Genomic DNA, 24,553 nt, shown 5'->3' on the forward strand with positions numbered 1-24,553 from the left:
CCGCCGGAAAAACGTGTCATAACAGAGACATCTGGGGGCAGGAGGCTGACCATGTTGATTAAAGAGATCATGACGACCCGGGTCGCGACCGTTTCCATGGATGACAGGCTGAGCGTCATCAAGGAGATCTTCGAGCAGGCCCATTTCCGCCACCTCCTGGTGGTGGAAGAAGAGGAGCTGGTGGGGGTCATCTCGGACCGGGATCTGCTGCGTGCCATCAGCCCCTATCTGGACACGGATGCCGAGATGAACCGGGATACCGAGACCCTCAACCGGCGCGCCCACCAGATCATGAGCCGTGAACCCATCACCGTCTCCCCCGAACGCTCCCTGAAAGAGGCCGCCGGCCTCATGCTGGAGCACCAGATCTCCTGTCTGCCTGTGCTGGAAAACGGCGCCCTGGTGGGCATAGTGAGCTGGAAGGACCTGCTGAGGGTCATGCGCGGCTGGCAGCCGGTCTGACGAGGCGGGGAACATAAGCGGGGAGTCCGTGTCGCCCGGCAGGGCTTCCCAGCTTCTCGCTTTGCTGAAGGATTAAACTGCATTAATCAAATATTTCAGTTCACTTATGTTGTAAAAGTGATTTTTGTGGTCATAAATTCTACCGATGTCATTTCATGTGACACTATATGTCGCGGCGTCAGCTCGAATTGACGCTTTTATAATTAATCGTTCGCCGCTTCAGTTCCCATCAAGGTTTCCGGATCTACCTTAGGCCATCGGCACATCAACCGATCATCACGACCGAACTCTGGTCTGACAGAGAGTGCTTACACCTGAGGAAAGAACAATGAAAAAGACAGCATTGACGATGGCCATCTCCAGCCTGCTGCTGGCCGGTGGTGCACAGGCCGCCAACGTTTACGATCAGAATGGTACCAAACTGGACATCGGCGGCCGCGTCAACGGCATGTACTACGGCACCGATGACAACGCCACCGAAGGCGATGCCAGCTACCTGCGTCTGCACATCGCAGGTGAAACCAAGGTTGACGAGGATCTGACCGCGTTCGGCTTCGCCGAGTACAACCTGCCGGTCTCCGGTTCTGACAACGACGAGCTGCGTTACGCCTATGCGGGCATCAAGCACGATCGCTTCGGTGCCTTCAGCTACGGCCGCCAGGACGGTCTGTTCACCAAGGCGGTGAACAACTACACCGACGTGCTGCCGGAGTGGGGTGGTGATGGTCTGGGCAAGGACACCGAGGTGTTCGGCACCGGCCGTACCAACGGCCTGGCCCAGTACATGTACAACTGGCAGGGGCTGACCCTGGGTGCCCAGTTCACCGGCAACAACGACCCGCAGAACGCGAGCCGCAGCGAGCGCGTCGGTCCGAACAGCACCTGGAGCCCGAAAGGTTCTTCCGAGGGGTATGCCCTCTCTGCCAACTATGACTTCAACATGGGCCTGAGCCTGGGTGCCGCCTACAACCAGGCAGGCAAGACCGACGAACAGGCCGAGAACGTGAGCTTCGGCGGCGACAACGACGCCAAGCTGTTCGGGGTGGGCGCCAAGTATGCCGTCGGCAACCTCTACATGGCCGCCACCTACTCCCACGGTGAAGATCACCTCTTCGTGGACACCGGCTCCATGCGCGGTTACGCCGAGAAGATGGATGGCTACGAAGCGGTCGTGCAGTACAACATCACGCCGAAGTTCAAGCCCTCCCTGGCCTACCTGCGTACCGACGTGAAGGACAGCGCTCACGGCATCGATGACACCGCGACCGAATATGTCTCCGTGGGTGCCTGGTACAACTTCACCGACAACTTCAATGCCTACGTGGACTACAAGATCAACCTGCTGGACGAAGTGGGTTCCACCGGCAAGAACAGCCTGAACAAGTCCACCGACGACATCGTCGCCGTGGCCCTGCAGTACAACTTCTAAGTCGTCCCGGACGCACTGCACATCTCAGGACCGGCCCATGTGGCCGGTCTTTTTGTTGCTGGCGGACCGCGCTGGATGACAAGAGCGGCACGCCGGGGTTCAGCAATGCCCCTGTGTGGTCGATACCCTTGTTGTCGGGGCCGGTGCGTGGCTGTGCTTGCCATGAGGCAGTGATGGGGCGATGATCACGCCCCGTGGTCAAGATCCTATCTTTCCTCGACGCTTTTCATTATTTCTATATAGGCTTGCGTTGTCCCGACAGGGAAAGCGGGGCTGGTTGGCATGTCGCAGCTCCGGTGCGGGGCAATTTCGGGAAATGGACGTAAGGGCGTTATATGGCGAGCATATTGGATTCAGTGGATCAACGTACCCAGCTTGTAGGGGAGAATCGCCTGGAACTGCTGATGTTCCGTTTGGGTGCCCAGCAACTGTTTGCGATCAACGTCTTCAAGGTGCGGGAAGTGGTCAAGCTGCCCCATCTGAACAAGATGCCGGGGTCCCACCACAACATCAGCGGCGTCGCCAACATTCGCGGCGTCTCCATCCCCGTCATCAACCTGCGCGGTGCCATCGGGATGCGTCCCATGGCCATCGATCAGGAGTCCAACCTCATCATCACCGAGTACAACCGCACCATTCAGGGGTTCCTAGTGGGGCAGGTGGCCCACATCGTCAACATGACCTGGAAGGACATACTGCCGCCGCCCCGCTCGGCGGGTCGTGCCAACTACCTCACCGCCATCACCCGCATCCCGGAAGGGGGGGTCGACCAGATCGTCGAGATCATCGACGTGGAGAAGGTGCTGGCGGAGATCATCACCTACGACGTGCGCATCTCGTCCGAGGTGCTGGACGAAGAGATCCTGCCCCAGATGCAGGGACGCCGGGTGCTCATCGTCGATGACTCCAGCACGGCCCGCAACCAGGTGCGCGAGACCCTCGCCCAGCTCGGGCTCGAGGTCATCGAGTGCCAGGACGGCTTGCAGGCCCTCAAGCTGCTCAAGGGGTGGTGCGATGCGGGCAAGAAGGTGACCGACGAGATCATGCTGATGATCACGGATGCCGAGATGCCGGAGATGGATGGTTATCGCCTGACTCACGAGGTGCGCAGCGATCCGCGCATGTCCGAGCTCTTCATCACCCTCAATACCTCCCTGAGCGGCAACTTCAACGAGGCCATGGTCAAGAAGGTGGGGTGTGATCGCTTCATCTCCAAATTCCAGCCCGACTTGCTGGTGGACGTGGCCCAGCAGCGGATGCGGCAGATCCTGGGCCGTTGAACCCGGCACGCCGAACCATGAAAAAGCCCCCGCCATGCGGGGGCTTTTTGCTGGGCAAGGGGAAGGGCCATGGGCTCGGCCACCGGGCTACTGAGTCAGCAGAGGCTCGACAAAGCGGGCGACCTTGTCGCGGATCCGGGGCTGGGCGGCGGCCGTCGGGTGCAGTCCATCGTTCATCATGAGTTCAGGGCGCAGCACAATATCATCCAGAAAGAAGGGCATCAGCGGCAGGTCGTTGGCCTTCGCAAGATCCGGGAAGATCTGCTCGAACTGTTGCAGATAGCGCGCCCCATAGTTGCGGGGCAGCAGGATCTGGGTCAGCACCGTCTTCGCCTGGTGCGCCCGGGTGAGCTCGATCATCTTGGTCAGGTTGGCCCGGGTGATGGCGGGAGCAAATCCCCGCAGCCCGTCGTTGGCGCCGAGTTCGATCAACACCCAGTCCGGTTTGTGGGTTTCGAGCAGGGCGGGCAGGCGGGCCAGGCCGCCCTGGGTCGTTTCACCGCTGATGCTGGCATTGATGAGGGTGTGTTCTCCCCCCTGCTGCTGCCACTTTTCATTGAGCAGGGCAGGCCAGCTCTGTTCGGCCTGCATCTGGTAGCCGGCGCTCAGGCTGTCGCCCAGTACCAGCAGGGTCTGGGCCTGGACGGACGCTGCCCAGCAGCACAGGCAACTCACGGCAAACAAGAGACGCATCATGCAGTCAACTCCCACGTTCTATTGTCATTACAGGTTCAGGCAAACAGGATACCCAAGATGAGTTCAACGCCCATTATCGCCGTCAGGGGGCTCGGTAAAACCGTTCGCCTCGGTCAGGAAAGCCTCACCATCCTTGAAGGGATCGATCTGCAAGTCAATACCGGCGAGACGCTGGCGCTGGTCGGTGCGTCCGGTTCCGGCAAGTCCACCCTGCTCGGTTTGCTGGCCGGTCTCGATCTGCCGAGCAGCGGCGAGATAGAGATCCTCGGCCACTCCCTCACCCGGCTGGACGAGGAGGGACGCGCCAGGCTGCGGGCCGAGCAGGTGGGGTTCGTGTTCCAGTCGTTCCTGCTGCTGCCCACCCTGAGCGCCCTGGAGAACGTCATGTTGCCGGCCGAGCTGCGGGGGGAGACCGACAGCGAGCCCCGTGCCCGGGAGCTGCTGGCCCAGGTCGGCCTGGGAGAGCGGTTGCACCACCTGCCGCCGCGCCTCTCCGGCGGCGAGCAGCAGCGGGTCGCCATTGCCCGTGCCTTCATGACCCGCCCCAGCCTGCTGCTGGCGGACGAGCCCACCGGCAACCTCGACAGCAAGACCGGGGAGACGGTGATCGAACTGCTGTTTCGTCTCAACCGCGAGCACAACACCACCCTGGTGGTGGTGACCCATGACCATGAGCTGGCCCAGCGCTGCCAGAGGCAGCTGGTGATGTCAGCCGGGCGGCTGGAGGCACAGACTGTCATGGCGGCCAGGGTGGGAGAGCTGTCATGAGTCAGTGGAGACAGAGCTGCACCAGGGGATCGCTGGCAGCAGCATGGACGGTGAGGGAGGCGTCATGAGTCAGTGGCGACTGGGATTGAAGCTGCTGCGCCGGGAAGGGTTCAGTGGCGAGCTGCGCTGGTTTGTGCTGGCGCTGGCGCTGAGCGTCGCCTGCGTGCTCAGCGTGGCCCTGGTGGCGGATCGGCTGGATGCGGGGCTCAAGGCCTCCGGGCGGGATTTCATCGGAGGGGACAGGGTGCTGCGCTCCGCGACGCCGGCACCGGCAGAGTGGCTGGCGCAGGCGCATCAGGAGGGGCTTGCCGTGCAGACCACGGTCAGCTTCAACAGCATGCTGTTTCACGGCGATACCCTGCAACTGGCCTCCATCCGCGCCGTGCCCGGGGATTTTCCCTTCTACGGCAAGCTGGAGCTCACTCCCCAGCGCGCCCCGGCGCCCGGCGAGATCTGGCTCTCCGCCAGGGTGATGCAATTGCTCGGCGCCAAGGTGGGGGAGGCACTCGAGGTCGGCAACACCCGGCTGACGGTGGCAGGGGAGCTGGGCCAGGAGCCGGATCAGGGGTTCAGTCCCTTCCAGATGGCGCCAAGGGCCTTGATCCACAGCGCCGATATCGAGGCGACCGGGGCCCTGCTGCCGGGCAGTCGCCAGCAGTGGCGCTATCTCGTCAAGGGGCCCCGTGACGCCATCGCCCGCTATGAGGCCTGGCTCAACCCCAGGCTGAGCGCCGGGCAGAAGCTCGTCAAACCCGACGATCAGGGTACCCAGGTGGGGAAATCCCTGGGCAATGCCGAGCGCTTCTTCCGTCTGGCATCCCTTGCCGGCGTGCTGCTCGGCGCCCTGGCCATGGGGATAGCGGTGCGTCATTTCGCCGAGCGCCAGACCAACATGGTGGCCCTGCTCAAGACCCTGGGGGCCTCGCGGCGCACCCTGTGGCAACTGATGGGCACCCTGCTGTTCTCCCTGACCCTGGTGGGGGCCCTGATGGGGCTGGTGGCGGGCAGCGCCATGCAGTGGCTGACCCTGAACCTGCTGGGGGATCTGCTGCCTGCGGATCTGCCGCCCCCCTCCTGGCGACCCTTCGCCCTGGGCCTCGCGGTCGCCTTCTTCATCACCCTGATGCTGGCGTTCGTCCCCTTCCTGAGGCTGCTCAAGGTACCGCCGCTGCGGGTGCTGCGCCGGGAGCTGGAGGCGGGGATCCCCCCCTGGCTGACGGTGCCCGTGGGGCTCATCGGGCTGTTTGCCCTGGTGTGGGGCTTTACCGCCGACATCAGGCTGGCCTGCGGGCTCATCGGCGGCATGGGGGTGTTGATGGCGCTGCTGGCCCTGCTCGCCTCCGTGCTGCTGCGTCTTGGCAGTCGGCTCAAGGGGCCCCATGCCCTGCGCCTGGCCATCAATCACCTCTCCCGGGAGCGGGGCAGTGGTCTGTTCCAGCTGGCGGGCTTCGCCCTGGCCCTGATGCTGTTCGGGCTGCTGTGGGCGGCGCGGGTCGATCTGCTGGAGGATTTTTCCACCCGGTTGCCTGCCGATGCCCCGAACCGCTTCCTGGTCAATGTGGCGGACAGCGAGCGGGAAGGGATCCTGGCCGATCTGCACCAGGCCGGGGCCATCACCTCGGACTTCTACCCCATGGTGCGCGGGCGCCTGACCCGTATCGCCGGTGAGGCGGTGGGGGAGGATGCGGCGCGGGAGGGGGTGGACAGGGAGCTCAACTTCACCACCACATCGGCCCTGCCCGCCGACAACAAGGTCACTGCCGGTCAATGGCTGGCCGGCAAGGGGGAGGTCTCCGTCGACGAGGCACTGGCGGGACGGCTCGGCATCGCGCTCGGAGACGTGCTCGGCTTCACCATAGAGGGGCAGGCGTTCGAGGCCAGGGTGACCAGCCTGAGGTCCATCAAGTGGGACAACATGAGGCCGAACTTCTACATGATCTTCTCGCCGGACGTGCTGGCCCCCTTCTCCCAGACCTGGCTCGGCAGCTATCGTCTGCCGCCAGAGGGGCGAGGGGCAGAGGTGGAACTCATCCGCCGCCACCCCACGGTGAGCCTCATCGATGTGGAGGATCTGATAGGCCGCCTCACCCTGGTCTCCGATCAGGTGAGCCGCGCCCTGGGGTTGATGCTCGGGCTGGTGACGGTGGCTGCCCTGCTGGTGCTGCTGACCCAGACCCAGGCCGGCATGGCCCATCGGCGCCGGGAGCTGCTGCTGATGCGCACCTTGGGGGCGGGCAGCGCCCTGCTCGAGAAGATGTTGCGCTGGGAGCTGGTGGCGAGCGGTGCCCTGGCAGGGCTCTGCGCTGCCATGGTGGTGGAGCTCTGCTCCTTCGGTCTGCAGTGGTGGTGGGAGGGGGCGCAGTGGCAGTTCCACTGGGCCATCTGGGCTGCACTCCCCCTGCTTGGGGCCGTGCTGGTGACCCTGGCCGGACAGGGCATGCGCCGCCAACTGCTGGCGGGTACCCTGAGCGACCGGCTCAGGGGACTGGGGCAGGGGCTGCTCTGATGGCTCGACACATCCCGACCTCGGTCGGGATGTGTCATTGGGTCAACGGGGTGAGTGCAGCAGATTGTCCAGAGCGCCGGGCAGGGCCGGGAAGCTGAAGTGAAAACCGGCCTGCTGCAAGCGGGCGGGCAGCACGTGCTGTCCGGTGAGCAGCAGATCCGCCGCCTCTCCCATCAGGAGTCGCAGGAGGGGGGCTGGTACGAAGAAGAGATGCGGGCGATGGAGCGTGGCGGCCAGGGTCTCGCTGAACCGGCGATTGCTGACCGGTTGCGGGGCCGTGCCGTTGAAGATGCCGTCACACTCGCCGTGCTCGATGAGAAACAGCATGGCCCGCACCAGATCCTGCACGTGGATCCAACTCATCATCTGGGTGCCGCTGCCCATGGGGCCGCCGAGGCCGAGGCGGTAAGGGGGCAGCATCCTGGGCAAGGCGCCCCCCTCCATGCCGAGTACCAGGCCGATGCGCAGGATGCAGACCCGGGTCTGGGCCGAGCGGGCCTGCTGGGCAAGCTGCTCCCACTTCTGACAGAGACGGTGGGTGAATTCGTCGTGAGGGCTCTGGCATGTTTCATCCAGAGGGGCGTCATCCTGGCGGCCATACCAGCCGATGGCGGAGGCATTGAGCAGCAATCTGGGGGGCGTGCTGGAGAGTTTGACGAGATCCACCAGCTGTTCGGTCAGCAGCCAGCGGCTGTTGCAGAGCAACTGCTTGCGGGACTCGCTCCAGCGTCCGGCGGCGATGGGTTCGCCGGCCAGGTTGATGACGATGTCCACGTCATTGAGGTGATCCAGCCTGTCCAGGCTGTCCAGCAGGGTGACATCGTGGCCGAGCAGCTCGTAGGCCCGGCTGCCCTGGCGGGTCAGCACGACTACTTCGTGCGCCACCTTGAGGTGTGCCACCAGACGGCGGCCGATAAACCCCGTGCCCCCCGTGATCAGTATCTTCATGTCCTGCCTCCCTGACGCTCTAGGGTCTACTCTAGAGCCTGGGTGCCCGATGGACAAGCTCCTGTTTTTATGAGCATTATGATTTTTGTCTCCCAAGACGCCGCCCCCTTTGTCCACGGGGTTGCCGGGCGTTGCGACCACGGGGGGCGCCGTGGCGCGGCGGTATCAGGGGCTCATTCCGGCTTGCCAAACGGGCGCCAGCGGGTAAACTCGAGCGCTTTTTCGCCATGTTCATGAGGGCCGTTATGCCATTTCGACGTTTGAAGGTACGTCAATTCTATGTCCGGCTGCTCTGTGCCTTGCTGGCCGGTCTGTTGCCCATGCTCCTTGGGCTCGTCATCGTCATCTGGCAGACCGCCACCGGCGTGAAACAGGATGCGGTGGCGCGCCTGGAACATGCCAGGGTCATGTTTGACCGCACTCTGGACAATGCCCAGTTGGCGGCGTCGGCCCTCACCGGCAGCCTGGGCAGGCCCTGTCTCGAGGTGGTGCAGGGGCTCAGGGATCAGGTGGCCACGGTGCCGGATGTGCGTAGCGTCAACCTGGCCAGGGGGGATCGGATCTACTGCTCTTCCCTCTATGGCCCGGTCGATGGCGGCATCAAGCTGGATGACTATGTCGGGGGCAGGCTCGACCTGATGAAGGGCAACCCGGTCACCCCGAATCGCCCCCTCATCGCCTACCGGGAAGAGGTGGGCGAGTTCAGCGTGCTGGTGGGGGTCGACGGCTACTACCTGCTCAACATCCTGGACATGCTGAGCCGCAACTCCCCACTGGGGCTGGTGGTCGGCAACGAGATGCTGCTGCGAAACAGCGAACTCACCGACAAGCTGATCCCCAAGGATCGCAATGGCTATCTCGAACAGGTCTCGACCAGGTACCCGTTCAAGGTAGTGACCACGGTGTCGGTGGATGAGTACCGTGCCCACATCTGGGACTACTCCAAGGTGGGCGTCATTATTTATCCTCTGCTGAGCCTGCTGCTCGGGGTGGCGGTCTTCTGGCTGATGGGCCGTTCGACTTCGCCGGCCCAGGAGCTGAAACGGGCACTCTCCCAGCAGGAGTTCATCCCCTATCTGCAACCCGTGGTGAACGGGGAGGACGGCCAATGGAGCGGTTGCGAGGTGCTGATGCGCTGGCAACACCCCCGTCAGGGGATGATCTCGCCGGATCGCTTCATTCCCCTGGCAGAGGACAGTGGTCTCATCGTGCCCATGACCCGGCTGCTGATGGCGCAGGTGCGCGAACAGTTTGCGGGCAAGGCGCACCATCTGCCGCGAGGGTTCCACTTCGGCTTCAACATCAGCGCCAGCCACTGCAAGGATCTGAGCCTGGTGGAAGATTGCCGGGATTTCATCAACGCCTTCAAGGGGAATCCCATCAAGCTGGTGCTGGAGCTGACCGAGCGCGAGCTCATCGTGGCGGACGAGACGACGGACCGGCTCTTTGCCGAGCTGCATGCCCTCGGGGTCTTCATCGCCATCGACGATTTCGGCACCGGCCACTCCAGCCTGACCTACCTGCAGACCTTCCAGGTCGACTTCCTCAAGATCGATCAGAGCTTCGTCGGCATGATTGGGTCGGACGCGCTCTCCAGCCACATCGTGGAGAACGTCATCGATCTGGCGACCCGGCTCGGTCTGCAACTGGTGGCGGAAGGGGTGGAGAATCAGGTGCAGGCCGACTATCTGAAGGCCCGAGAGGTGACCTTCCTGCAGGGCTATCTGTTTGGCAGGCCCATGCCCATGAAGGAGTTTGTCAGCCAGCTGGCCGGGCAGGGGCGCTGAGAGGAAAGCGCGAGGCAAAAAAAAACCAGCGACCGGGTCGCTGGTTTTTTTATGGCCGGATGGCTCAGAGCATGCGAGCCAGGGCGCGGCACAGACGCTGAACACCCTCTTCCGTGGTCGCCTCATCCACACAGGAGAAGCTCAGGCGCAGGGTGTTCTGGATCTCGGGGCGCACATAGAAGGGGGCGCCGGGCACGAAGGCAACCTTCTCCTTGATGGCCTCGTCGAACAGGGCCATGGCACTGACGCTGGGCGGCAGGGTCAGCCAGAGGAACATGCCCCCTTCGGGACGGGTGTAGCTGACGCCGGGCGGACAGTGGCGGGCGAGGGCGGCTTCCATGGCGGCACGCTGGCGACCATAGACCTCCTTGATCTTCTCCAGGTGAGCGTCGAGGGAGTTGTCGGTCAGGAAGCGGTGCAGCACCTGCTGGCTGAAGGCGTTGCTGTGCAGGTCGGTGGCCTGCTTGGCGATGGTGACCTTCTTGCGCAGCCAGTCCGGCACCACCATCCAGCCCAGGCGGAAGGCGGGTACCACCGTCTTGGAGAAGGACCCGAGCAGCACGGTGTTGTGGGGGGCCAGCTTGGCGATGGGGGGCAGGTGCTCCCCTTCGAAGCGCAGCTCGCCATAGGGGTCGTCTTCCACCATCAGCAGATCGTGGCGCACCAGGCGCTCGGCCAGGGCTTCCCGGTTGGCGCGGCTGTAGGAAACACCGCTCGGGTTCTGGAAGTTGGGCACGCCGTAGAGCAGCCTGGCGCTGGAGCCCTGCTCCAGCAGCGCATCCAGCGCGGCCAGATCCAGCCCCTCTTCACCCAAGGTGATGGGCTTGAAGTTCGGTTGATAGACGGAGAACGCCTGGATGGCGCCAAGGTAGCCCGGCTCTTCGATGATGAGATCCTGCCCCTCGTTCACCAGCACCTTGCCCAGCAGATCCAGCGCCTGCTGGGAGCCGCTGGTGATGAGGATGTTGTCCGGATTGACCTCCATGCCGTGGCGGCTCAGGTAGCGATCGGCGATGAACTGGCGCAGCGGGGCAAAGCCCTCGGTGGTGGCGTATTGCAGCGCGGCGGCTCCCTGCTCGCGCAGCACGTCCTGGCACGCTTGCTCGATGGCCTTGACCGGGAACAGATGGGGGTTGGGCAGGCCGCCGGCGAAGGAGATGATCTCCGGATTGGCGGCAACTTTGAGGATTTCACGGATAAAGGAAGGCTCGACCTTCTCGAAGCGCTGGGCAAAAAACGGCTGCATAGGGTTCTCTCTGACTAGGTGGCGGTCGCTCCATTCAACCGCCAGGTTATCCGTTTGTATCAGATTTCAGAAATGAGGCAATGGCTGTCACAAAAATCCATAAAAAAGGGCAGGTTTGGCACCTGCCCGAATTTTATCGTCCCGACCCCGGTCAGGGGCGCAAAAACCCCTGTCAGGGGGACATCGGGCGGGATGGGGCTCAGAGCCCCGGTGCCTTGAGGAAGCGGATCATCAGGTCGGTGTTGGCCCCGAGCTGCTGCTCGATCCGGCCCGGGAAGAGCTCGGCCATCTTGTCGAGGCGATCATGCTCCGTGTGCCAGATCTTGCCCCACTGGGTCTCGCTGTCCCGGTCGCAGGCGCTCTTGGTGGCGTCGTCGTAGCAGTCCCACAGCGCCGGATTGGTGCTCTGGGAGTAGCCGTCATAGCCATCTTCCCCGTTGATGGTGAAGTTGGTGGCCTCCACGTAGGCGATGGGCACCCCCAGGCAGGCAAAGGGGGCATGATCGGACCAACTGCCGGTCTCCCCTTCCGGGTAGCCGCTGTAGCTGGGGTGAATGGCGAACGGGGTGGCGGTTTGCTGGGAGATGGCCAGCAGGCGATCGCGCACCTTGGGATCGAAGCTGTAGCGGCTCGGGTCGGCGCAGTTGTACTCGGCCACGTCGGAGTGGGCCGAGTGGACATAGATGATGTCACCCCCGGCGATGGTGTCATAGTTCACCATGGCCAGCAGCTTGGCGACGGCGTCGGTGTCGAGACTGGCGGCATAGGCTTTGGAGCCGTTGAGGCCGTTCTCCTCTGCGCCGAAGAAGGCGAAGCGCACCGTGTAGGGCAGGGTCTCTCCCTTGAGTGCCTCGGCAACCGCCAGCAGGGCGGCGACGCCGGCCCCGTTGTCGGTGGCGCCTTCGGATCCTTTCTTCTCGCCGGTGCTGTCATAGTGGGCACCGATGAGGATCACCCTGTCGCTCTGACCCTTGAGCTCGGCGACGATGTTCTGGGAGGTTCGGTCTGTGCCGCCCCGGGTGTAGGTGAACGGCTGGTTCTGCACCTCGTAACCCCAGCCGGCCAGGTGATCCTGGATCCAGGCGGCGGCGCGGGTTTCGGCCTCGGTGCCAGTGGGGCGAGCGCCTATCCCTTCTGCGCCAGAGCTCAGTTGCACCAGGAATTCATGGGCCTGAGCGGCGGGGGCAGGGGGTTGGGAGTCGTTGTCAGAGGGGTTGCAACCGGCCAGCAGGGCAGGCAGGACGAGGGCCAACAGGGTTTTCTTCATACTGCAATCCTTTGTTGTATATGGTTTTATTTTTCCGCATCAGGATGAACCTGACGTCCGGCAGATTCTGTGAAGGGGGTGGCATTTGTCAACCTTGCCGGTGGATGTGGGCAGTCCCGGGGGATTTGTTGTGGGAAACACTTGCGCCTTGTGCCTATCTTGGGATAATTCGCTCCCCTGTTTTTGCGAACTGATGCAATAACGAGCGATCCATTTATGTCGGCTCTGTTCCAGAGCGATGCAATAACGAGCAATTTACTATGTCTGTGACCCAAGATGTGTTTAACGAAGACGGCAAGTTCATGCGCAAGATCCGCAGCTTCGTCCGTCGCGAAGGCCGCCTGACCAAAGGGCAGGAGAAGGCCCTGGAAGAGCTCTGGCCGGTCATGGGCATCGATTTCGCACCAGAGCCGCTCGACATGGTGGCCCTGTTTGGCCGCGAGGCACCCGTGGTGCTGGAGATCGGTTTCGGCATGGGCGCCTCCCTGGTGGAGATGGCCAAGAACGCCCCCGAGAAGAACTTCATCGGCATCGAGGTGCACTCTCCGGGTGTGGGCGCCTGCCTTGGCACCGCCCAGGAGGCGGGCGTCACCAACCTGCGCGTCATCTGCCACGATGCGGTGGAAGTGCTGGAGCACATGATCCCGAACGGTTCTCTCTCCTGCCTGCAGCTCTTCTTCCCGGACCCCTGGCACAAGAGCCGCCACCACAAGCGCCGCATCGTGCAGCCTGCCTTTGCCCAGGATATCCGCCAGAAGCTTGCCATCGGTGGCGTCTTCCACATGGCCACCGACTGGGAGAACTACGCCGAGCACATGCTGGAGGTGATGAGTGCCGCCGAGGGGTACGAGAACACCTCCGCCACCGGCAACTGGGTGCCCCGTCCCGACTGGCGCCCCCTGACCAAATTCGAGCAGCGTGGCCATCGTCTGGGCCACGGTGTCTGGGATCTGATTTTCAAACGAGTCAACTGAGTCAACGTATCAACTAAGGAGCTATCATGGCCAACCGTAGCCGCCGTCTGCGTAAGAAACTGCGCGTCGATGAATTCCAGGAAATGGGGTTCGACATCAGTTTCAACTTCCCGGTCGGCACCGCCGAAGAGACCATTGATGCCGTGGTCGATGCGCTGATCGACGAGGTGATTGAGCCTCGCAAGCTGGCCTTCGCCGGCTCGGGTCACCTGGCCTGGGAAGGGATGATCTGCACCCAGCAGCTCGGCAAGTGCACCGACGAAGACCGTTCCGCCGTTCAGACCTGGCTGCAAGGCAAAGGGCTGGAGGCCGTGGTGGTCACCGAGCTGTTCGATCTCTGGTACGGCGAGCCGGCCTGATATCTGACTGCCTCCCGGGCAGATAGAAAATCCCGCCGCCGGCGGGATTTTTGTCGGTGGGCTGGCCCCGCCTCGTTTCACGTCATGGAATAGCCAATGGTGTTGTCATCCGAATTACTGGCCGGCATCCTGGAAGAGGTGCGTCCGCTGCTCGGGCAGGGGAAGGTGGCCGATTACATTCCCGCCCTGGCCCAGGTGCCTGCCGACCGGCTGGGGATCGCGGTCTGTACCGTTGAAGGGGAATTGTTCACCGCAGGTGACGCTTTCGAGCCTTTCTCCATCCAGAGTATCTCCAAGGCCCTGAGCCTCACGCTGGCCTTGACCCTCTATCAGGAGGAGGAGATCTGGGCCCGGGTGGGCAAGGAGCCCTCCGGCCAGCCGTTTAACTCCCTCGTCCAGCTGGAGTTCGAGCAGGGTATTCCCCGCAACCCCTTCATCAACGCCGGTGCCCTGGTGGTGAGCGATCTGCTGGAAACTCGGCTCACCGCTCCCCGCCAACGCACTCTGGAGCTGGTGCGCCGCCTGTGCGGCAACCCGGCCATCATGGCGGATCAGGTGGTGGCGCGCTCCGAGTACCAGCACTCCGCCCGCAATGCCGCCATCGCCTATCTGATGAAGGCCTATGGCAACTTCGAGAACGAGGTGGACAAGGTATTGCAAAGCTACTTCAATGCCTGCGCCATCCGCATGAGCTGCGTCGATCTGGCACGAGCCTTCGTCTATCTGGCCAACCGGGGCGTCCCTCTTGGCGAGAGCACGCCCCTGCTGCCGGCCCGGACCACCAAGCAGGTCAATGCCCTGCTTGCCACCTGCGGCCTCTATGACGAGGCGGGCGACTTTGCCTACCGGGTTGGCATGCCGGGGAAATCCGGGGTGGGGGGCGGCATCATGGCGCTGATCCCGGGAGAGCTTTCCATCTGCGTCTGGTCACCCGAGCTCAACAAGGCGGGCAACTCCCTGGCCGGGACGGCGGCGCTGGAGCTGCTGGCCGAGCGCCTGGGCCGCTCCATTTTTTAACTCTCTTCACTATGCATCGAGACGACATCATGAAACGAATGACTGGACTGTGGCGAAGCTGCCTGACCGCCTTGCTGCTCTGGTGTGCCTGGCCCGCGCTGGCCGCCGAGCTGCCCCCGCTCTCCCTAGCGGATGCCAAGGGGAAGGAGGCGGTGATCCTGGATACCCGCCCGAGCTATTTCTATCAGGGCTGGCCCATGGACGGGGAGAAGCAGGGGGGTCATGTGGCCGGTGCCGAGCTGCTCTCCGCAGAGTGGAAATACAGTGACGAGGAGTGGCCTGTGGCGCTTGCGAGCAAGGGGCTGAAGGCCGACAAACCCGTCGCCCTCTATGGCACCCCTCGCGAGGTGGCCGAGGTGGCCCGTCTGCTGCGCCAGCAGGGCATCAAGCAGCTGTTCGAGCTGCAGGGATGGAAAGAGGCGCCCCGGGAGCATCTGGCACGCTGGCAGCAGCTGGTCCATCCGCTCTGGCTGGCAGACTTGCAGGCAGGCAAACCGGTCATCGCCGCCCCCAAGGGGGAGTGGAAGGTGTTCGAGGTGGACTGGGGATCCCCCAAGGCCTATCTGCTGAGCCACATTCCGGGAGCCGGCTACATCGACACCAACCGGCTGGAAGGGGAGCCGCTGTGGAACAAGGTCTCTGACGAGGCGCTCAAGGCGCTGCTGCTGGAGAACGGCATCCGTCATGACACCACCGTCATCCTCTATGGTCGCAACACCATGGCGGCGGCCCGTGCGGCCCATCTGATGATGTATGCGGGGGTCGAGGATGTGCGACTGCTGGATGGCGGGCTGGAGGCCTGGTTCGTGCAGCATCTGCGCACCGAGACCGGGCTGGCCAACAAGTTCACCCCGGCCAAGGAGTTTGGCGTGGCCATCCCGGTCCATCCCGAGTACTACACCACCCTTGACCAGGCCAAGGCTCTGCTCAAGCAGCCGGACGGCGCCCTGGTCAGCGTGCGCACCTGGGACGAGTTCGTGGGCAATACCTCGGGCTACAGCTACATCAAGCCCAAGGGGGACATTCCCGGGGCCAGATGGGGTCATGGCGGGGTGGATGCCAACAGCATGAGCGACTTCCACAACCCGGACGGCACCATGAAGCCCGCCCGCGAGATCCTCGCCATGTGGGATGAGTGGAATATCGAGCCGACCCAGCAGGCCGCTTTCTACTGCGGCACCGGCTGGCGCGCCTCCGAGGCGTTCTTCTACGCTTGGTTGATGGACTGGAAGCGGATCAGCGTCTACGACGGCGGCTGGTTCGAGTGGAGCATGGATCCGGCCAACCCCACCGTCACCGGCGAGCGCAAGCCGGGCAAGTAACTAATAATCCAGAGCAGGCCGGACAGATGTCCGGTCTTTCTTTTCTTGATAGATCATTTTCAATGGCTATAGCAGGTGGATTCTTTCTGTGAATCCTGTTGCTGCAATCAAGGTAAACGGGCCATCCGGTTGAGCTAGGCTTCACCTATCACCGCCAGGGTGAGCGTGAAGAAGGGGAGAGTGATGAAAGCTGTGATGATGCTGATTTGTCTGTTGGGATTGGCGGGGTGCAGCTCCCAATACATCATGAGCACCAAGGATGGCAAGATGATTGCCACCGACAGCAAACCCAGGTTGGACGAGACCACAGGCATGTATCGCTATTACGATGAAGAGGGGCGGGAGGTGCATATCAACAAGGACGACATCACCCAGATCATGGAGCGTTGAGGCTCTCCTCAAGCAACAAGGGCTGCCCGCGGGCAGCCCTTGTTATTTTTGGCGCTCATGCCGTCTGGGGCACTTGACGGTTGACCTGGCCGGCAAAAAGCTGGTGGAAGCGGGAGTGGGAGTTGGCCAGCAGGCTCACCGGCGAACCCTGCTCCACCACGGTGCCGGCCTCCATCACCACTACCTTGTCCACCGACAAGAGCGGTTCCAGATGGTGGGCGATCACCAGATAACTGGCCTCCGGCCGGTAGCGGTAGAGCAGCTCTGCCATCTTGCGCATGCCGCCGTGATCGAGGTCCGAGGTGGCCTCATCCAGCACGATGAGCGGGCGGCGCGACAGCAGGATGCGGGCGATCACCAGCAACTGGGTCTCGCCAGCGGAGAGTTGTAGCCTGTCGAGATCCTCGTCCAGCCGCCCGGCGCAGCGCTCGGCCAGTCCCACCCGGGCAAGCGCCTGCTCAAGCATGGCGTCCTCATGCTCGGTCAGGGGCGCCAGATTGGCCCGCAAGGAGCCAAAGAAGGTGAGCGGGATCTGGGAGACGGTGTCGTAGAGATCGCGCACCGCCTCCGGTGCAAGTCGTGACAGTGGCTGATTGCCGTAGAAGATCTCCCCCTGGGAGGCGGGATACATGGCCTGCAATACCCCCAGCAGGGAGCTTTTGCCTGCCCCGGTACGCCCGCACACACCCACCTTTTCACCTGGGGCCAGCTCGAAGTTCACCTTGTGCAGTGCCCACTGGCTGGTCTGGGGGTAGCGCAGCCCCAGGTTGTCGAAGCGCACTGCGGGGTGAGGGGTGGCGAGGGCCTCTCCCTCCTGGCGTTCGCTCTCTATTTCGCTGTATTCGCGCACCCGTTCCACCGCGTTCATCACCTGTTCCACTTCGGCAAAGGTGCGGATGAGGGAGTTGAGCATGGCGGAAGCGGTAAAGGCATAGGTGATGGCAACCGCCCCCAGCAGCGGGCTGTTGCCAAAGGCCACCATGAGTGCCACGGCCCCCACCAGGGCGGCGGAGAGCAGGGTCTGGTGCATGCCGAGCCAGCGGTTGATGGAGGTGGTGGTGTACCAGCTGCGCAGGTTGTTGTCATAGTGGTGCAGCACCTGGTCCAGCGCGAAACGCTCGGCCCCTGCCAGGCGCAGGGCGGGGGCGCCGCGGATGGTCTCGCTGATGCTGATGTAGAGCGGGGAGCGCAGCACCGAGGACTGGCGCCGCAGCTTGAGTTGCACCGCCCGGTAGCGGCGCTGTAATACATAGAGCGCCCATCCCACCAGGGGGGCGATGAGCAGCAGCAGGGGAATATTGATGCCGATCACCACCACCTGCAAGGCCACGGACACCAGCATGCCGAACAGTCCCACCAGCATGGAGAGCAGCATCTCTTGCGCCTCCCCCAGATCCCGGTCGAAGCGGTTGAGGATGCGCCCCTGGGGCACCTTGTCGAAGAAGGCCATGGGGGCGCGGCTGATGCGCCCCAGCATGCCGTCAAACAGGGTCCAGGCCAGCTTGAGGCCGAGTTTGTAGTTGATGACTCGCACCGCCATGATGCAGGCGAGGGAGCCCGCCCCCAGCAGCACATAGATGCCGAGCAGGGTCGTGACGTCGCTCACCTCGGCCTTGCCGCCGAGCCAGAGATCCGAGGCGATGCGCAGCCCCTCCTGGCCCAGGGTGAGCAGCAGGACGAGCAGGATGGCTCCGGGGGCGGCGAGGCGCTGCCACATGAAGCCAAACAGCCCCCAGTCCACCTTGCCCTCCACCACTTTCTCCTCGCTGAACTGCTCCGCCTCCTGAGGGGGGATCGGCGGGGTGGGCTGGGGATGCTGGACAAGATCCGCCAACTGGTGGGCATCGAGCTCCACCAGGCGCCCTTGCTCGATGCGGATCACCCGATCGCACCTGGCCAGCACATCCGGGTCGTGGCTCACCAGGAGCCGGGTTGGCCCCGGCTTGAAGGCGAGCCCCTGCTCCAGTACCTGGGCCGCGACCATGGGGTCGAGCGCAGACAAGGGGTTGTCCAGCAGCAGGATATCGGCCCGGGCGTAGAGGGCGCGAGCCAGGGCGACCCGCTGCTGCTGGCCGCCGGAGAGGCGGGTGCCGAGCTCGCCCACCAGGGTTTGATCCCCGTGGCTGAGCAGCGCGAGATCGGCCGTGAGGGCGCAGGCGCCGAGCACCCAACGATAGCGCTCGACGTGCCAGGGCTGGCCGAACAGGATGTTGTTGCGGATGGTGTCGTTCATCAGCCAGGGCTTGTGGCCCAGATGGGCAACCCGGCCGTGGCGACGGATGCTGCCGGCAAACTCGCTGTCAAAGCCGGCAACCAGATGCAGCAGGCAGCTCTTGCCCGCCCCGGTGGCCCCGGTGATCCCCACGAGCTCCCCCGGTGCGATGGCGAGGTTGGCTCCCTCGAGCACCGGTTTTTGCTGGTGCAGGGCACTGACGCCTTCCAGGTGGAGGGCCCCCGCCGGCAGGGCGGGATCATCGAGTTCCCGATGCTGCTCCGGGCTGTTCAGGAACTCGCACAGCCGGTTGAAGCCGGTGTTGAAGTTGATCAGGGTGCGGATGAGGTAGGGCAGTCGCATCATGGGGATGCGCAGCACGGTAAACAGGGCGATGGTGGTGAACACCTGGGGCAGGGTGAGGGTGTTGCCCGACGCCAGGTAGGTGGTGAAGGTGGCCAGGGTCACCAGCAGGGGAGTGCTCAGCATCAGCCCTTCGTTGATGGCATCGAGCCTGAGCACCCGGCCCAGCACCCCCAATTCCTGCTGGCGCTTGGTGTTGGCCGCCCGGGTGAAGAAGGGGCCAAGCCCGTTCTGGCGCACCAGCCGCAGCTTCTTGATGTATTCCGCCAGGATGCCGTTGCGCTCGTCCTGTTGACGCTTGAGCTGCTGCTCCTGCTGGTTCATTCGCCGTACCACCCGGGTGGAAATGAGCAGCAGCAGGGCCAGCACCGCGAAGCCCACCAGACCGGCACTGCCCACCTGCCACACCAGCAGGGCGATGGTGCCGATGAGTTGCAGCGCCATGGTGACCGGCATGGCGGGGTCCGCAAGAATCCAAGTAATGTCCCACACGTCCCGGTTGATGAGGTTCTGAACCCGGCCGCCGGCCCTGTCGTCGAAGCTCTTGCCACCCTGCTTCATCACCTTGGCGAGCAGGGATTCGGCCAGCAGACGGCGGATGGGCACGTGCATCTTGAGGGCCAGTTGCAGGGAGTGCTCCGCCAGCATGCCGGCGGCGAGCACGGAGGCGAACAGGGCCAGGGCCAGCAGCAGCTTGTGGCCGGTGGTGGCATCGGTGCCGAGCTGGGTCATGCTGTGGTTGAGCAGCCAGGGGCTGGTCAGGGTGGCCAGCATGCCGAGCAGTTGCAGCAGGGTGAGCAGGCCAATCCGTCCCTTGTAATGGCGCCAGATAAAGGCGGTCAGGGGCCAGGGGCGCACCGGCTGGCGGGCGGTGAGCGCGAGGAAGGCGTCGGCGCGGCCGTCGCGCCTGTCTTCCGGCAGCAGGGGATAGAGATCGTCGAGACTGACCTGGGGCTGGGTCAGCCCCTTGCGCAGCAGCGGGCCGGTCCAGCGATAGAAGAGGCGACTCAGCCAGCCGGCCGAGATTTCCGGATGATCCAATGGGTGTCCTTGTTGTTTTGTGTTGCTTCCATGGGCGGGGCGGCTCATGGGCCGCCCTCGAACTTGTTGTCTTGCTGCGGGCGTGCACCCGGCGGGATCAGCGATCCCGGTTCATGCGGATGAGCCGATCCAGGATCCGCTCGCCATCGACCCGCAGGCCGTTGTGTTCGTACTCGTTGGTGATCCAGGCGCGCCTGTTGCCAAGCCCCTTCAGGGTGTCGCGGCTGTAGTCAAACTCCACGTACATGTCCTCGGCATAGACGGCGCAGGCCACCGGCACAGTGTTGCGGGCCAGCTGCGCCGGGTCGTAGAGGGGACCCCAGTCCGCTTTCTGGGCAAGCAGGTGGGCGGCCTCCTTCAGGGGAATGAGCTCGCGGAACTGCTCGAACATCCAGGGGAAGATCATCTCACCGGTGAAGGCGAAATCTTTGCCTGGCGCCCAGGCCAGGGAAGGGAACTCCCTTCTCACCCGCTCGGCCGCCCAGTTGCTGGCACTCCCTTCGCAATAGATGAGCTCGTGCAGGATGGCGAACACCGGGTTGGTGTTGAACGGCTGCATGGCCTGCACCTGATAGAGGAAGGCGGGGTTGAGGCGTTCGCCGATGAAGGCGTCTTCCAGCAGGTAGTAAAGTGCCTCGAAGGCGCCGCTGGCCCCCAGATCCAGCCCCTGCTGCTGCAACTGCTCCACCGTCAGGCGCTGGCCGTTGGGCAGGCGCACGTCGTGGTGGTGCAGGTGATTGGCCAGCCGGTTGGCCAGGGCCTGTGCATGGGGGAAGCGGGTGAAGAAGGCGCGGTTCTTGTCCGCCACCCGCTGGTAGGTGGCGCGGTAGACCTCATCCGCACTGCGCCCGATGGGTGCCACGCCGCCGGTGAGGTAGACCTCGTGCAGGCTCCGCGGGAACAACGAGAGATAGGTAAGGCTGCAAAAGCCGCCGAAACTCTGGCCGAGCAGGCTCCAGGGGCGCCCCGGGCTCAGCACCTCGCGAATGCATTCGGCGTCGCGCACAATGCTGTCGGCGCGAAAATGGCCGAGGTAATCCGCCTGCTCACTTGGGGTCATCCCCGCCAGGGCGTCAGCACTGATGGGAGTGGAGTGGCCGGTGCCGCGCTGATCGAGCAGCAGCACCCGAAACTCCTGCAGGGCCCGCTTGATCCAGCCGCCATCGGCGGTCGGGCGAGGAGCGCCGAAGCCCGGGCCCCCTTGCAAATAGAGCAGCCAGGGCAGGTCATCATCCAGCTTGTCCTTGCGGCAGAGGGTGCGGCCAAACAGGGTGAGGGTCGCCTCCTCGTCGGGATGCTGGTGGTCGAGGGGCACGGTAAAAAAGTGTGGCTCGCAATGGATGCCATCCAGCACATAGTGCAAGGGGCTGCTCATCTGGGGTCTCCCTGAGGGTAGGAAAATCGTCGGCCTCATCATAGCCCTGGCGCAGGAGCGGGTCACGCCGGTTTTCCAGATTGTTAACAGAGATGGAGCCTGAGGTTGGTGTCGTACAAGGTGTGGTTTCGCCGCGGTTGACGGCGGGCTGCAACTGGACAAAGATGAGCCGCCTGCCGGGATGGGCAGGGATAGGTCAGCACCCCGGGTGCAGGAAACTGGATGGAGTTGGCTCGATGAAGCCGAGATGGATACGTGTTCGCAAGAGACGCACACAGAGGGATCCGGAGGGGGTGCTGCAGGTGGGTTTGCTGGTGTTCAGCGCCACCTGTGGTGCCACTCTGTTGCTGGCGGCCTGCAATGGCGGTTAGCTGAGTGAAACAGACCCGCTTGTCATGAGCGGGTTTTTTCATGCCGGAGCAGAAGGTCGGGACCTGCCTGTAGCCCTTTGCTGGCGCGGGTTTGCGGTATGCAGAGTACGGCTGCTATGGTCAATTTACGACCGGATCCACAGAGGGAGGCGATCATGAACAGTCGTGAAAAAGTCCTGGCTCATTTGGCCACAGATCACCGGGTTGCAGGATTGACCGCCGGCGAGGCACTGGCTGGCATGAGCCACTCGATGAGTTCGCTCCTGCTGCAACAGGATCAGCACTTCTTCCGCCGCCATGCGGACGACCCTTGCCACGAAGTCGCCCGGGCCTGCTCGGCCGGACACGTATGGCATGGGGACGAAAACCACTACTAGCCCCGGCATGTGAGTAAATGACAGATGCAAAAAGGCCCGCTCATCTGAGCGGGCCTTTCGAATTTGGCTCCTCCTACTGGACTTGAACCAGTGACATACGGATTAACAGTCCGCCGTTCTACCGACTGAACTAAGGAGGAATAGTTGGTGCCCAGAGACGGAATCGAACCGCCGACACGGGGATTTTCAATCCCCTGCTCTACCGACTGAGCTATCTGGGCAACGGCGCGCATTAAACCCTTTCTGGACTGGGGTGTCAACCTTGTGGGCCCAGATTCTGGCATGTTTTTGCATAGGGTGAACTAAGTGGCGAGATAGTGTTCAAGGAGTCCCTGACCCAACACCGGGGTCCGGTTGTCGGCAGGTTCTTCTATCGAGGTTTTTTCCCTTTATAGAATTACCTTTTCGCTCTCTCACCCATCCCGAGCCTCCAACAAGTGAGCCCATTTTTTGTCAAAAAACTGATGAACTAACGTGCATGTTTTTTGTGCGCTGAAAAGTTACCAGAAATTGACCAGACAGGGTTTGGTGCGTCGATACCGAAGGACCTCCGGTCGCTCAACTTTCGTATCTGCTTTTGAAGAAGAGTGATAACCCCCTACAGCAAGAGCTGTAGGGGAAGTAAATACTTGTGCTCAATGTGGTGTTTTAGCTCATAAAGCGAGCAGAGCATCGGGGGACGGAAAAAAAATAAAAATATTTTTCTGTCAAAAATTGGACTCTATTGAGTTGTGATTTTCTGATTCTTTAGAGGGGGGCAAAAACTGATTTCGATTCAACTGCTACAAGAGAAAAACACCATGCATAAAACATACCATGTGCAGGGTAGTCTGTTTTTATAAGGCATTATCGGATGGTTACGCTCTGGAGCTGGTCTTCCATTTCGGTTTTTCTTCGTCCAACATTCTTGTCATGAGTCACCACGGTGGGGGCTCTAGATGATAGGAGGTGCGATGCTCGAACAGGCTGTAGCTCCAACTGTAGATAGTACCAAGTTGGAGGAGTGCAGTTCAAAGCAGCGTGAAAGTAAAGATAAATACGAGCGTTCCCTTACGTGGATTACTTATGCCACTGGTCGCAAGGTTGGTTGTCTTAGTTTCACCAAAAATAAAGTCCGTTATCGGTTAAAAATTGCGAGCACGGACGAAGTCAGCGTTAAAGAGATACGTGAGCAGGCAAGAAAGCTAAAAGCGGAGTTTGTACTGGATCCTGTGGGATTCAACCAAACCTATCTTTCGAGCTTGTCAGTAGAACAGTTTATACATGATAAATACCTGCCTTCAGTACGAGCAACTCATCGGTCACATAAAACCATCGAGTCTCGGGTAAAGCCGATCGTGGCAGCTCTAGGGCACAAGCCATTAAACAGAGTAACCCGTTTCGACATCGAGGATTTTCTTACAGAATCAAATAAAACGTGCTCTGTCGCCACGCGGAACCGCTACTTGGCACAGGTAAAGGCCATCATGTCCTTCGCTGTAGAGCGTGGCATTCTCAAGTCCTCGCCAGCAGCAGGTATTCCGGCAAAGCATGAAGCTGTTTTGCCACCCAAGGGGTTGCCTGATGAGGTGGTGAATAAGGTGGTCCATCGTTTGATGAAAGACATCGACGATGAAAAAGCTAGGCTTCTGCTGTTCCTGTTTGCAACAGGGTGCAGGCTGGGTGAGGCCCGAGCGCTAAAGCTTCAAGATTGTAATCTCAATCGAAAGATAGCGTATTTGCCCACCAGTAAGTCTGGTCGAGAAAGGCTCATACCACTTAATCATTTCGCGCTGGAGTTGATTCAACTCCAATTCCAGCGCCATGGCACAACCGGTCTGCTCTTTAGAGGCCAGGATAGTGTCTCTCAGATTTCCGAACCTCGGCGGTATTGGTACCGGGTCTGCAATGATTGCGGACTATCAGGAGTGCGCATGCATGACGCCCGCCATACCGTCGCTACATCGCTGTTAAACCAAGGTTGCTCGCTGGATGTACTGCAAAAAGTCCTAGGCCATAGCTCGCCGAAAATGACTGAGCGATACGCACGTCTCCACGATACCACGCTGGTTAAGGCCGTCAACGAATTACACACCGCGTGGGACCTCCCACGCATCACCTGTTAACAATTTTTTTGGAGAGTGGGGGAGGAGACTCCCCCATAAAGAATTATGCGTAGACCCAGAACTAATAGTGATAACCCACTGGGACGTTTTTCCCGTCTTCCAAGGACTCAAGAATATCTTAATAGGAAGATAAGTCAGGTTGTACCGCCGACAGACTCGGTACCGGACTCGAATCAGGAGGCATCTGCGCCAGAATCGATCCCTACGGTCGCTCCTGGATCGCAGCCGTTACTGGTGTCGGTAACGCATGATGAGCAA

The 24,553-nt window shown here is 62.2% G+C and carries 20 protein-coding genes and 2 tRNA genes; 14 read left to right on the plus strand and 8 right to left on the minus strand.

Annotated features, from left to right (window positions below; all coding sequences use genetic code 11):
* The first annotated feature begins 51 nt into the window (after positions 1-51).
* The 3 genes from AB5Y68_RS05420 to AB5Y68_RS05430 all read left to right on the plus strand — a co-directional run bounded on the left by AB5Y68_RS05420 (position 52) and on the right by AB5Y68_RS05430 (position 3,171).
* A complete protein-coding gene (locus AB5Y68_RS05420) occupies positions 52-462 on the plus strand; it encodes a CBS domain-containing protein (protein WP_010675511.1) in 411 nt (136 codons plus the stop codon).
* Positions 463-790: 328 nt separating this feature from the next.
* Positions 791-1,891: a porin gene (locus AB5Y68_RS05425; protein ID WP_039040188.1), complete on the plus strand. Its 1,101-nt coding sequence runs from the start codon at positions 791-793 to the stop codon at positions 1,889-1,891.
* 335 nt (positions 1,892-2,226) lie between these two features.
* Positions 2,227-3,171, plus strand: coding sequence for a chemotaxis protein CheV (locus tag AB5Y68_RS05430; RefSeq protein WP_039040187.1), 945 nt, complete (start codon positions 2,227-2,229; stop codon positions 3,169-3,171).
* Between the two features lie 87 nt (positions 3,172-3,258).
* Here the strand turns inward: AB5Y68_RS05430 and AB5Y68_RS05435 are convergent, their stop codons facing one another.
* Positions 3,259-3,867, minus strand: coding sequence for an arylesterase (locus tag AB5Y68_RS05435; RefSeq protein WP_039040186.1), 609 nt, complete (start codon positions 3,865-3,867; stop codon positions 3,259-3,261).
* A 57-nt stretch (positions 3,868-3,924) separates the two neighbouring features.
* Here AB5Y68_RS05435 and AB5Y68_RS05440 point away from each other — a divergent pair, with 57 nt between their 5' ends.
* Together AB5Y68_RS05440 and AB5Y68_RS05445 are read left to right on the plus strand one after the other, a co-directional pair.
* Positions 3,925-4,635 (plus strand): ABC transporter ATP-binding protein, encoded by a 711-nt coding sequence (locus AB5Y68_RS05440; RefSeq protein WP_010675507.1) that lies wholly within the window; start codon positions 3,925-3,927, stop codon positions 4,633-4,635.
* Between the two features lie 64 nt (positions 4,636-4,699).
* A complete protein-coding gene (locus AB5Y68_RS05445) occupies positions 4,700-7,141 on the plus strand; it encodes an ABC transporter permease (protein ID WP_039040211.1) in 2,442 nt (813 codons plus the stop codon).
* Positions 7,142-7,183: 42 nt separating this feature from the next.
* Here AB5Y68_RS05445 and AB5Y68_RS05450 read toward each other — a convergent pair whose 3' ends face one another.
* Complete coding sequence (locus AB5Y68_RS05450) at positions 7,184-8,089, minus strand: TIGR01777 family oxidoreductase (RefSeq protein ID WP_039040185.1); 906 nt, start codon at positions 8,087-8,089, stop codon at positions 7,184-7,186.
* A 245-nt stretch (positions 8,090-8,334) separates the two neighbouring features.
* Between AB5Y68_RS05450 and AB5Y68_RS05455 the strand changes: the two genes are divergently transcribed.
* Entirely contained in the window at positions 8,335-9,876 is a 1,542-nt protein-coding gene (locus tag AB5Y68_RS05455) for a cyclic diguanylate phosphodiesterase (protein ID WP_039040184.1), read from the plus strand.
* Between the two features lie 64 nt (positions 9,877-9,940).
* On the opposite strand, the gene AB5Y68_RS05460 is transcribed toward AB5Y68_RS05455, so the two are convergent.
* Positions 9,941-11,122: a PLP-dependent aminotransferase family protein gene (locus AB5Y68_RS05460; protein WP_039040183.1), complete on the minus strand. Its 1,182-nt coding sequence runs from the start codon at positions 11,120-11,122 to the stop codon at positions 9,941-9,943.
* Between the two features lie 199 nt (positions 11,123-11,321).
* On the minus strand, positions 11,322-12,389 hold the full coding sequence (locus AB5Y68_RS05465; RefSeq protein WP_039040182.1) for a M28 family metallopeptidase: 1,068 nt from the start codon (positions 12,387-12,389) through the stop codon (positions 11,322-11,324).
* Positions 12,390-12,649: 260 nt separating this feature from the next.
* Between AB5Y68_RS05465 and trmB the strand changes: the two genes are divergently transcribed.
* From trmB to AB5Y68_RS05490, 5 genes are all read left to right on the plus strand, one after another.
* Positions 12,650-13,363 (plus strand): tRNA (guanosine(46)-N7)-methyltransferase TrmB, encoded by a 714-nt coding sequence (gene trmB, locus AB5Y68_RS05470; RefSeq protein WP_010675501.1) that lies wholly within the window; start codon positions 12,650-12,652, stop codon positions 13,361-13,363.
* Positions 13,364-13,389: 26 nt separating this feature from the next.
* Positions 13,390-13,722, plus strand: coding sequence for a YggL family protein (locus AB5Y68_RS05475; RefSeq protein ID WP_039040181.1), 333 nt, complete (start codon positions 13,390-13,392; stop codon positions 13,720-13,722).
* Between the two features lie 96 nt (positions 13,723-13,818).
* Complete coding sequence (glsB, locus tag AB5Y68_RS05480; protein WP_010675499.1) at positions 13,819-14,739, plus strand: glutaminase B; 921 nt, start codon at positions 13,819-13,821, stop codon at positions 14,737-14,739.
* Between the two features lie 29 nt (positions 14,740-14,768).
* Complete coding sequence (locus AB5Y68_RS05485; protein WP_039040180.1) at positions 14,769-16,061, plus strand: sulfurtransferase; 1,293 nt, start codon at positions 14,769-14,771, stop codon at positions 16,059-16,061.
* Positions 16,062-16,244: 183 nt separating this feature from the next.
* The gene (locus AB5Y68_RS05490) at positions 16,245-16,451 is read left to right on the plus strand and encodes a YgdI/YgdR family lipoprotein (protein WP_010675497.1); all 207 of its coding nucleotides are present in this window, start codon (positions 16,245-16,247) and stop codon (positions 16,449-16,451) included.
* A 55-nt stretch (positions 16,452-16,506) separates the two neighbouring features.
* Here the strand turns inward: AB5Y68_RS05490 and AB5Y68_RS05495 are convergent, their stop codons facing one another.
* Together AB5Y68_RS05495 and AB5Y68_RS05500 are read right to left on the minus strand one after the other, a co-directional pair.
* Complete coding sequence (locus AB5Y68_RS05495; protein ID WP_039040179.1) at positions 16,507-20,067, minus strand: ATP-binding cassette domain-containing protein; 3,561 nt, start codon at positions 20,065-20,067, stop codon at positions 16,507-16,509.
* Between the two features lie 97 nt (positions 20,068-20,164).
* Positions 20,165-21,442: an alpha/beta hydrolase gene (locus AB5Y68_RS05500; protein WP_039040178.1), complete on the minus strand. Its 1,278-nt coding sequence runs from the start codon at positions 21,440-21,442 to the stop codon at positions 20,165-20,167.
* Between the two features lie 236 nt (positions 21,443-21,678).
* Here AB5Y68_RS05500 and AB5Y68_RS05505 point away from each other — a divergent pair, with 236 nt between their 5' ends.
* On the plus strand, positions 21,679-21,813 hold the full coding sequence (locus AB5Y68_RS05505; protein ID WP_080560565.1) for a hypothetical protein: 135 nt from the start codon (positions 21,679-21,681) through the stop codon (positions 21,811-21,813).
* Positions 21,814-21,968: 155 nt separating this feature from the next.
* A complete protein-coding gene (locus AB5Y68_RS05510; protein ID WP_010675494.1) occupies positions 21,969-22,190 on the plus strand; it encodes a hypothetical protein in 222 nt (73 codons plus the stop codon).
* A gap of 64 nt (positions 22,191-22,254) precedes the next feature.
* On the opposite strand, the gene AB5Y68_RS05515 is transcribed toward AB5Y68_RS05510, so the two are convergent.
* Positions 22,255-22,330 (minus strand) — tRNA-Asn (locus AB5Y68_RS05515).
* 5 nt (positions 22,331-22,335) lie between these two features.
* Positions 22,336-22,411 (minus strand) — tRNA-Phe (locus AB5Y68_RS05520).
* Between the two features lie 732 nt (positions 22,412-23,143).
* On the opposite strand from AB5Y68_RS05520, the gene AB5Y68_RS05525 reads away from it, so the two are divergent.
* The gene (locus tag AB5Y68_RS05525) at positions 23,144-24,295 is read left to right on the plus strand and encodes a tyrosine-type recombinase/integrase (RefSeq protein ID WP_368206946.1); all 1,152 of its coding nucleotides are present in this window, start codon (positions 23,144-23,146) and stop codon (positions 24,293-24,295) included.
* The last annotated feature ends 258 nt before the right edge of the window (positions 24,296-24,553 follow it).

It is taken from the genome of Aeromonas sp. R6-1 (assembly GCF_040908165.1).
In the GTDB taxonomy this organism is placed as follows: domain Bacteria; phylum Pseudomonadota; class Gammaproteobacteria; order Enterobacterales; family Aeromonadaceae; genus Aeromonas; species Aeromonas caviae.

Excerpts from the sequence above, each read along its gene's own strand:
- AB5Y68_RS05485 (WP_039040180.1), top strand. The coding sequence starts at position 14,769 with ATGAAACGAATGACTGGACTGTGGCGAAGCTGCCTGACCGCCTTGCTG.
- AB5Y68_RS05420 (WP_010675511.1), top strand. The coding sequence starts at position 52 with ATGTTGATTAAAGAGATCATGACGACCCGGGTCGCGACCGTTTCCATG.
- AB5Y68_RS05465 (WP_039040182.1), bottom strand. The coding sequence starts at position 12,389 with ATGAAGAAAACCCTGTTGGCCCTCGTCCTGCCTGCCCTGCTGGCCGGT.
- AB5Y68_RS05445 (WP_039040211.1), top strand. The coding sequence starts at position 4,700 with ATGAGTCAGTGGCGACTGGGATTGAAGCTGCTGCGCCGGGAAGGGTTC.
- AB5Y68_RS05440 (WP_010675507.1), top strand. The coding sequence starts at position 3,925 with ATGAGTTCAACGCCCATTATCGCCGTCAGGGGGCTCGGTAAAACCGTT.
- glsB (WP_010675499.1), top strand. The coding sequence starts at position 13,819 with ATGGTGTTGTCATCCGAATTACTGGCCGGCATCCTGGAAGAGGTGCGT.
- AB5Y68_RS05525 (WP_368206946.1), top strand. The coding sequence starts at position 23,144 with ATGCTCGAACAGGCTGTAGCTCCAACTGTAGATAGTACCAAGTTGGAG.
- AB5Y68_RS05455 (WP_039040184.1), top strand. The coding sequence starts at position 8,335 with ATGCCATTTCGACGTTTGAAGGTACGTCAATTCTATGTCCGGCTGCTC.
- AB5Y68_RS05500 (WP_039040178.1), bottom strand. The coding sequence starts at position 21,442 with ATGAGCAGCCCCTTGCACTATGTGCTGGATGGCATCCATTGCGAGCCA.
- AB5Y68_RS05450 (WP_039040185.1), bottom strand. The coding sequence starts at position 8,089 with ATGAAGATACTGATCACGGGGGGCACGGGGTTTATCGGCCGCCGTCTG.
- AB5Y68_RS05490 (WP_010675497.1), top strand. The coding sequence starts at position 16,245 with ATGAAAGCTGTGATGATGCTGATTTGTCTGTTGGGATTGGCGGGGTGC.
- trmB (WP_010675501.1), top strand. The coding sequence starts at position 12,650 with ATGTCTGTGACCCAAGATGTGTTTAACGAAGACGGCAAGTTCATGCGC.
- AB5Y68_RS05505 (WP_080560565.1), top strand. The coding sequence starts at position 21,679 with ATGAAGCCGAGATGGATACGTGTTCGCAAGAGACGCACACAGAGGGAT.
- AB5Y68_RS05475 (WP_039040181.1), top strand. The coding sequence starts at position 13,390 with ATGGCCAACCGTAGCCGCCGTCTGCGTAAGAAACTGCGCGTCGATGAA.
- AB5Y68_RS05510 (WP_010675494.1), top strand. The coding sequence starts at position 21,969 with ATGAACAGTCGTGAAAAAGTCCTGGCTCATTTGGCCACAGATCACCGG.
- AB5Y68_RS05425 (WP_039040188.1), top strand. The coding sequence starts at position 791 with ATGAAAAAGACAGCATTGACGATGGCCATCTCCAGCCTGCTGCTGGCC.
- AB5Y68_RS05435 (WP_039040186.1), bottom strand. The coding sequence starts at position 3,867 with ATGATGCGTCTCTTGTTTGCCGTGAGTTGCCTGTGCTGCTGGGCAGCG.
- AB5Y68_RS05460 (WP_039040183.1), bottom strand. The coding sequence starts at position 11,122 with ATGCAGCCGTTTTTTGCCCAGCGCTTCGAGAAGGTCGAGCCTTCCTTT.
- AB5Y68_RS05430 (WP_039040187.1), top strand. The coding sequence starts at position 2,227 with ATGGCGAGCATATTGGATTCAGTGGATCAACGTACCCAGCTTGTAGGG.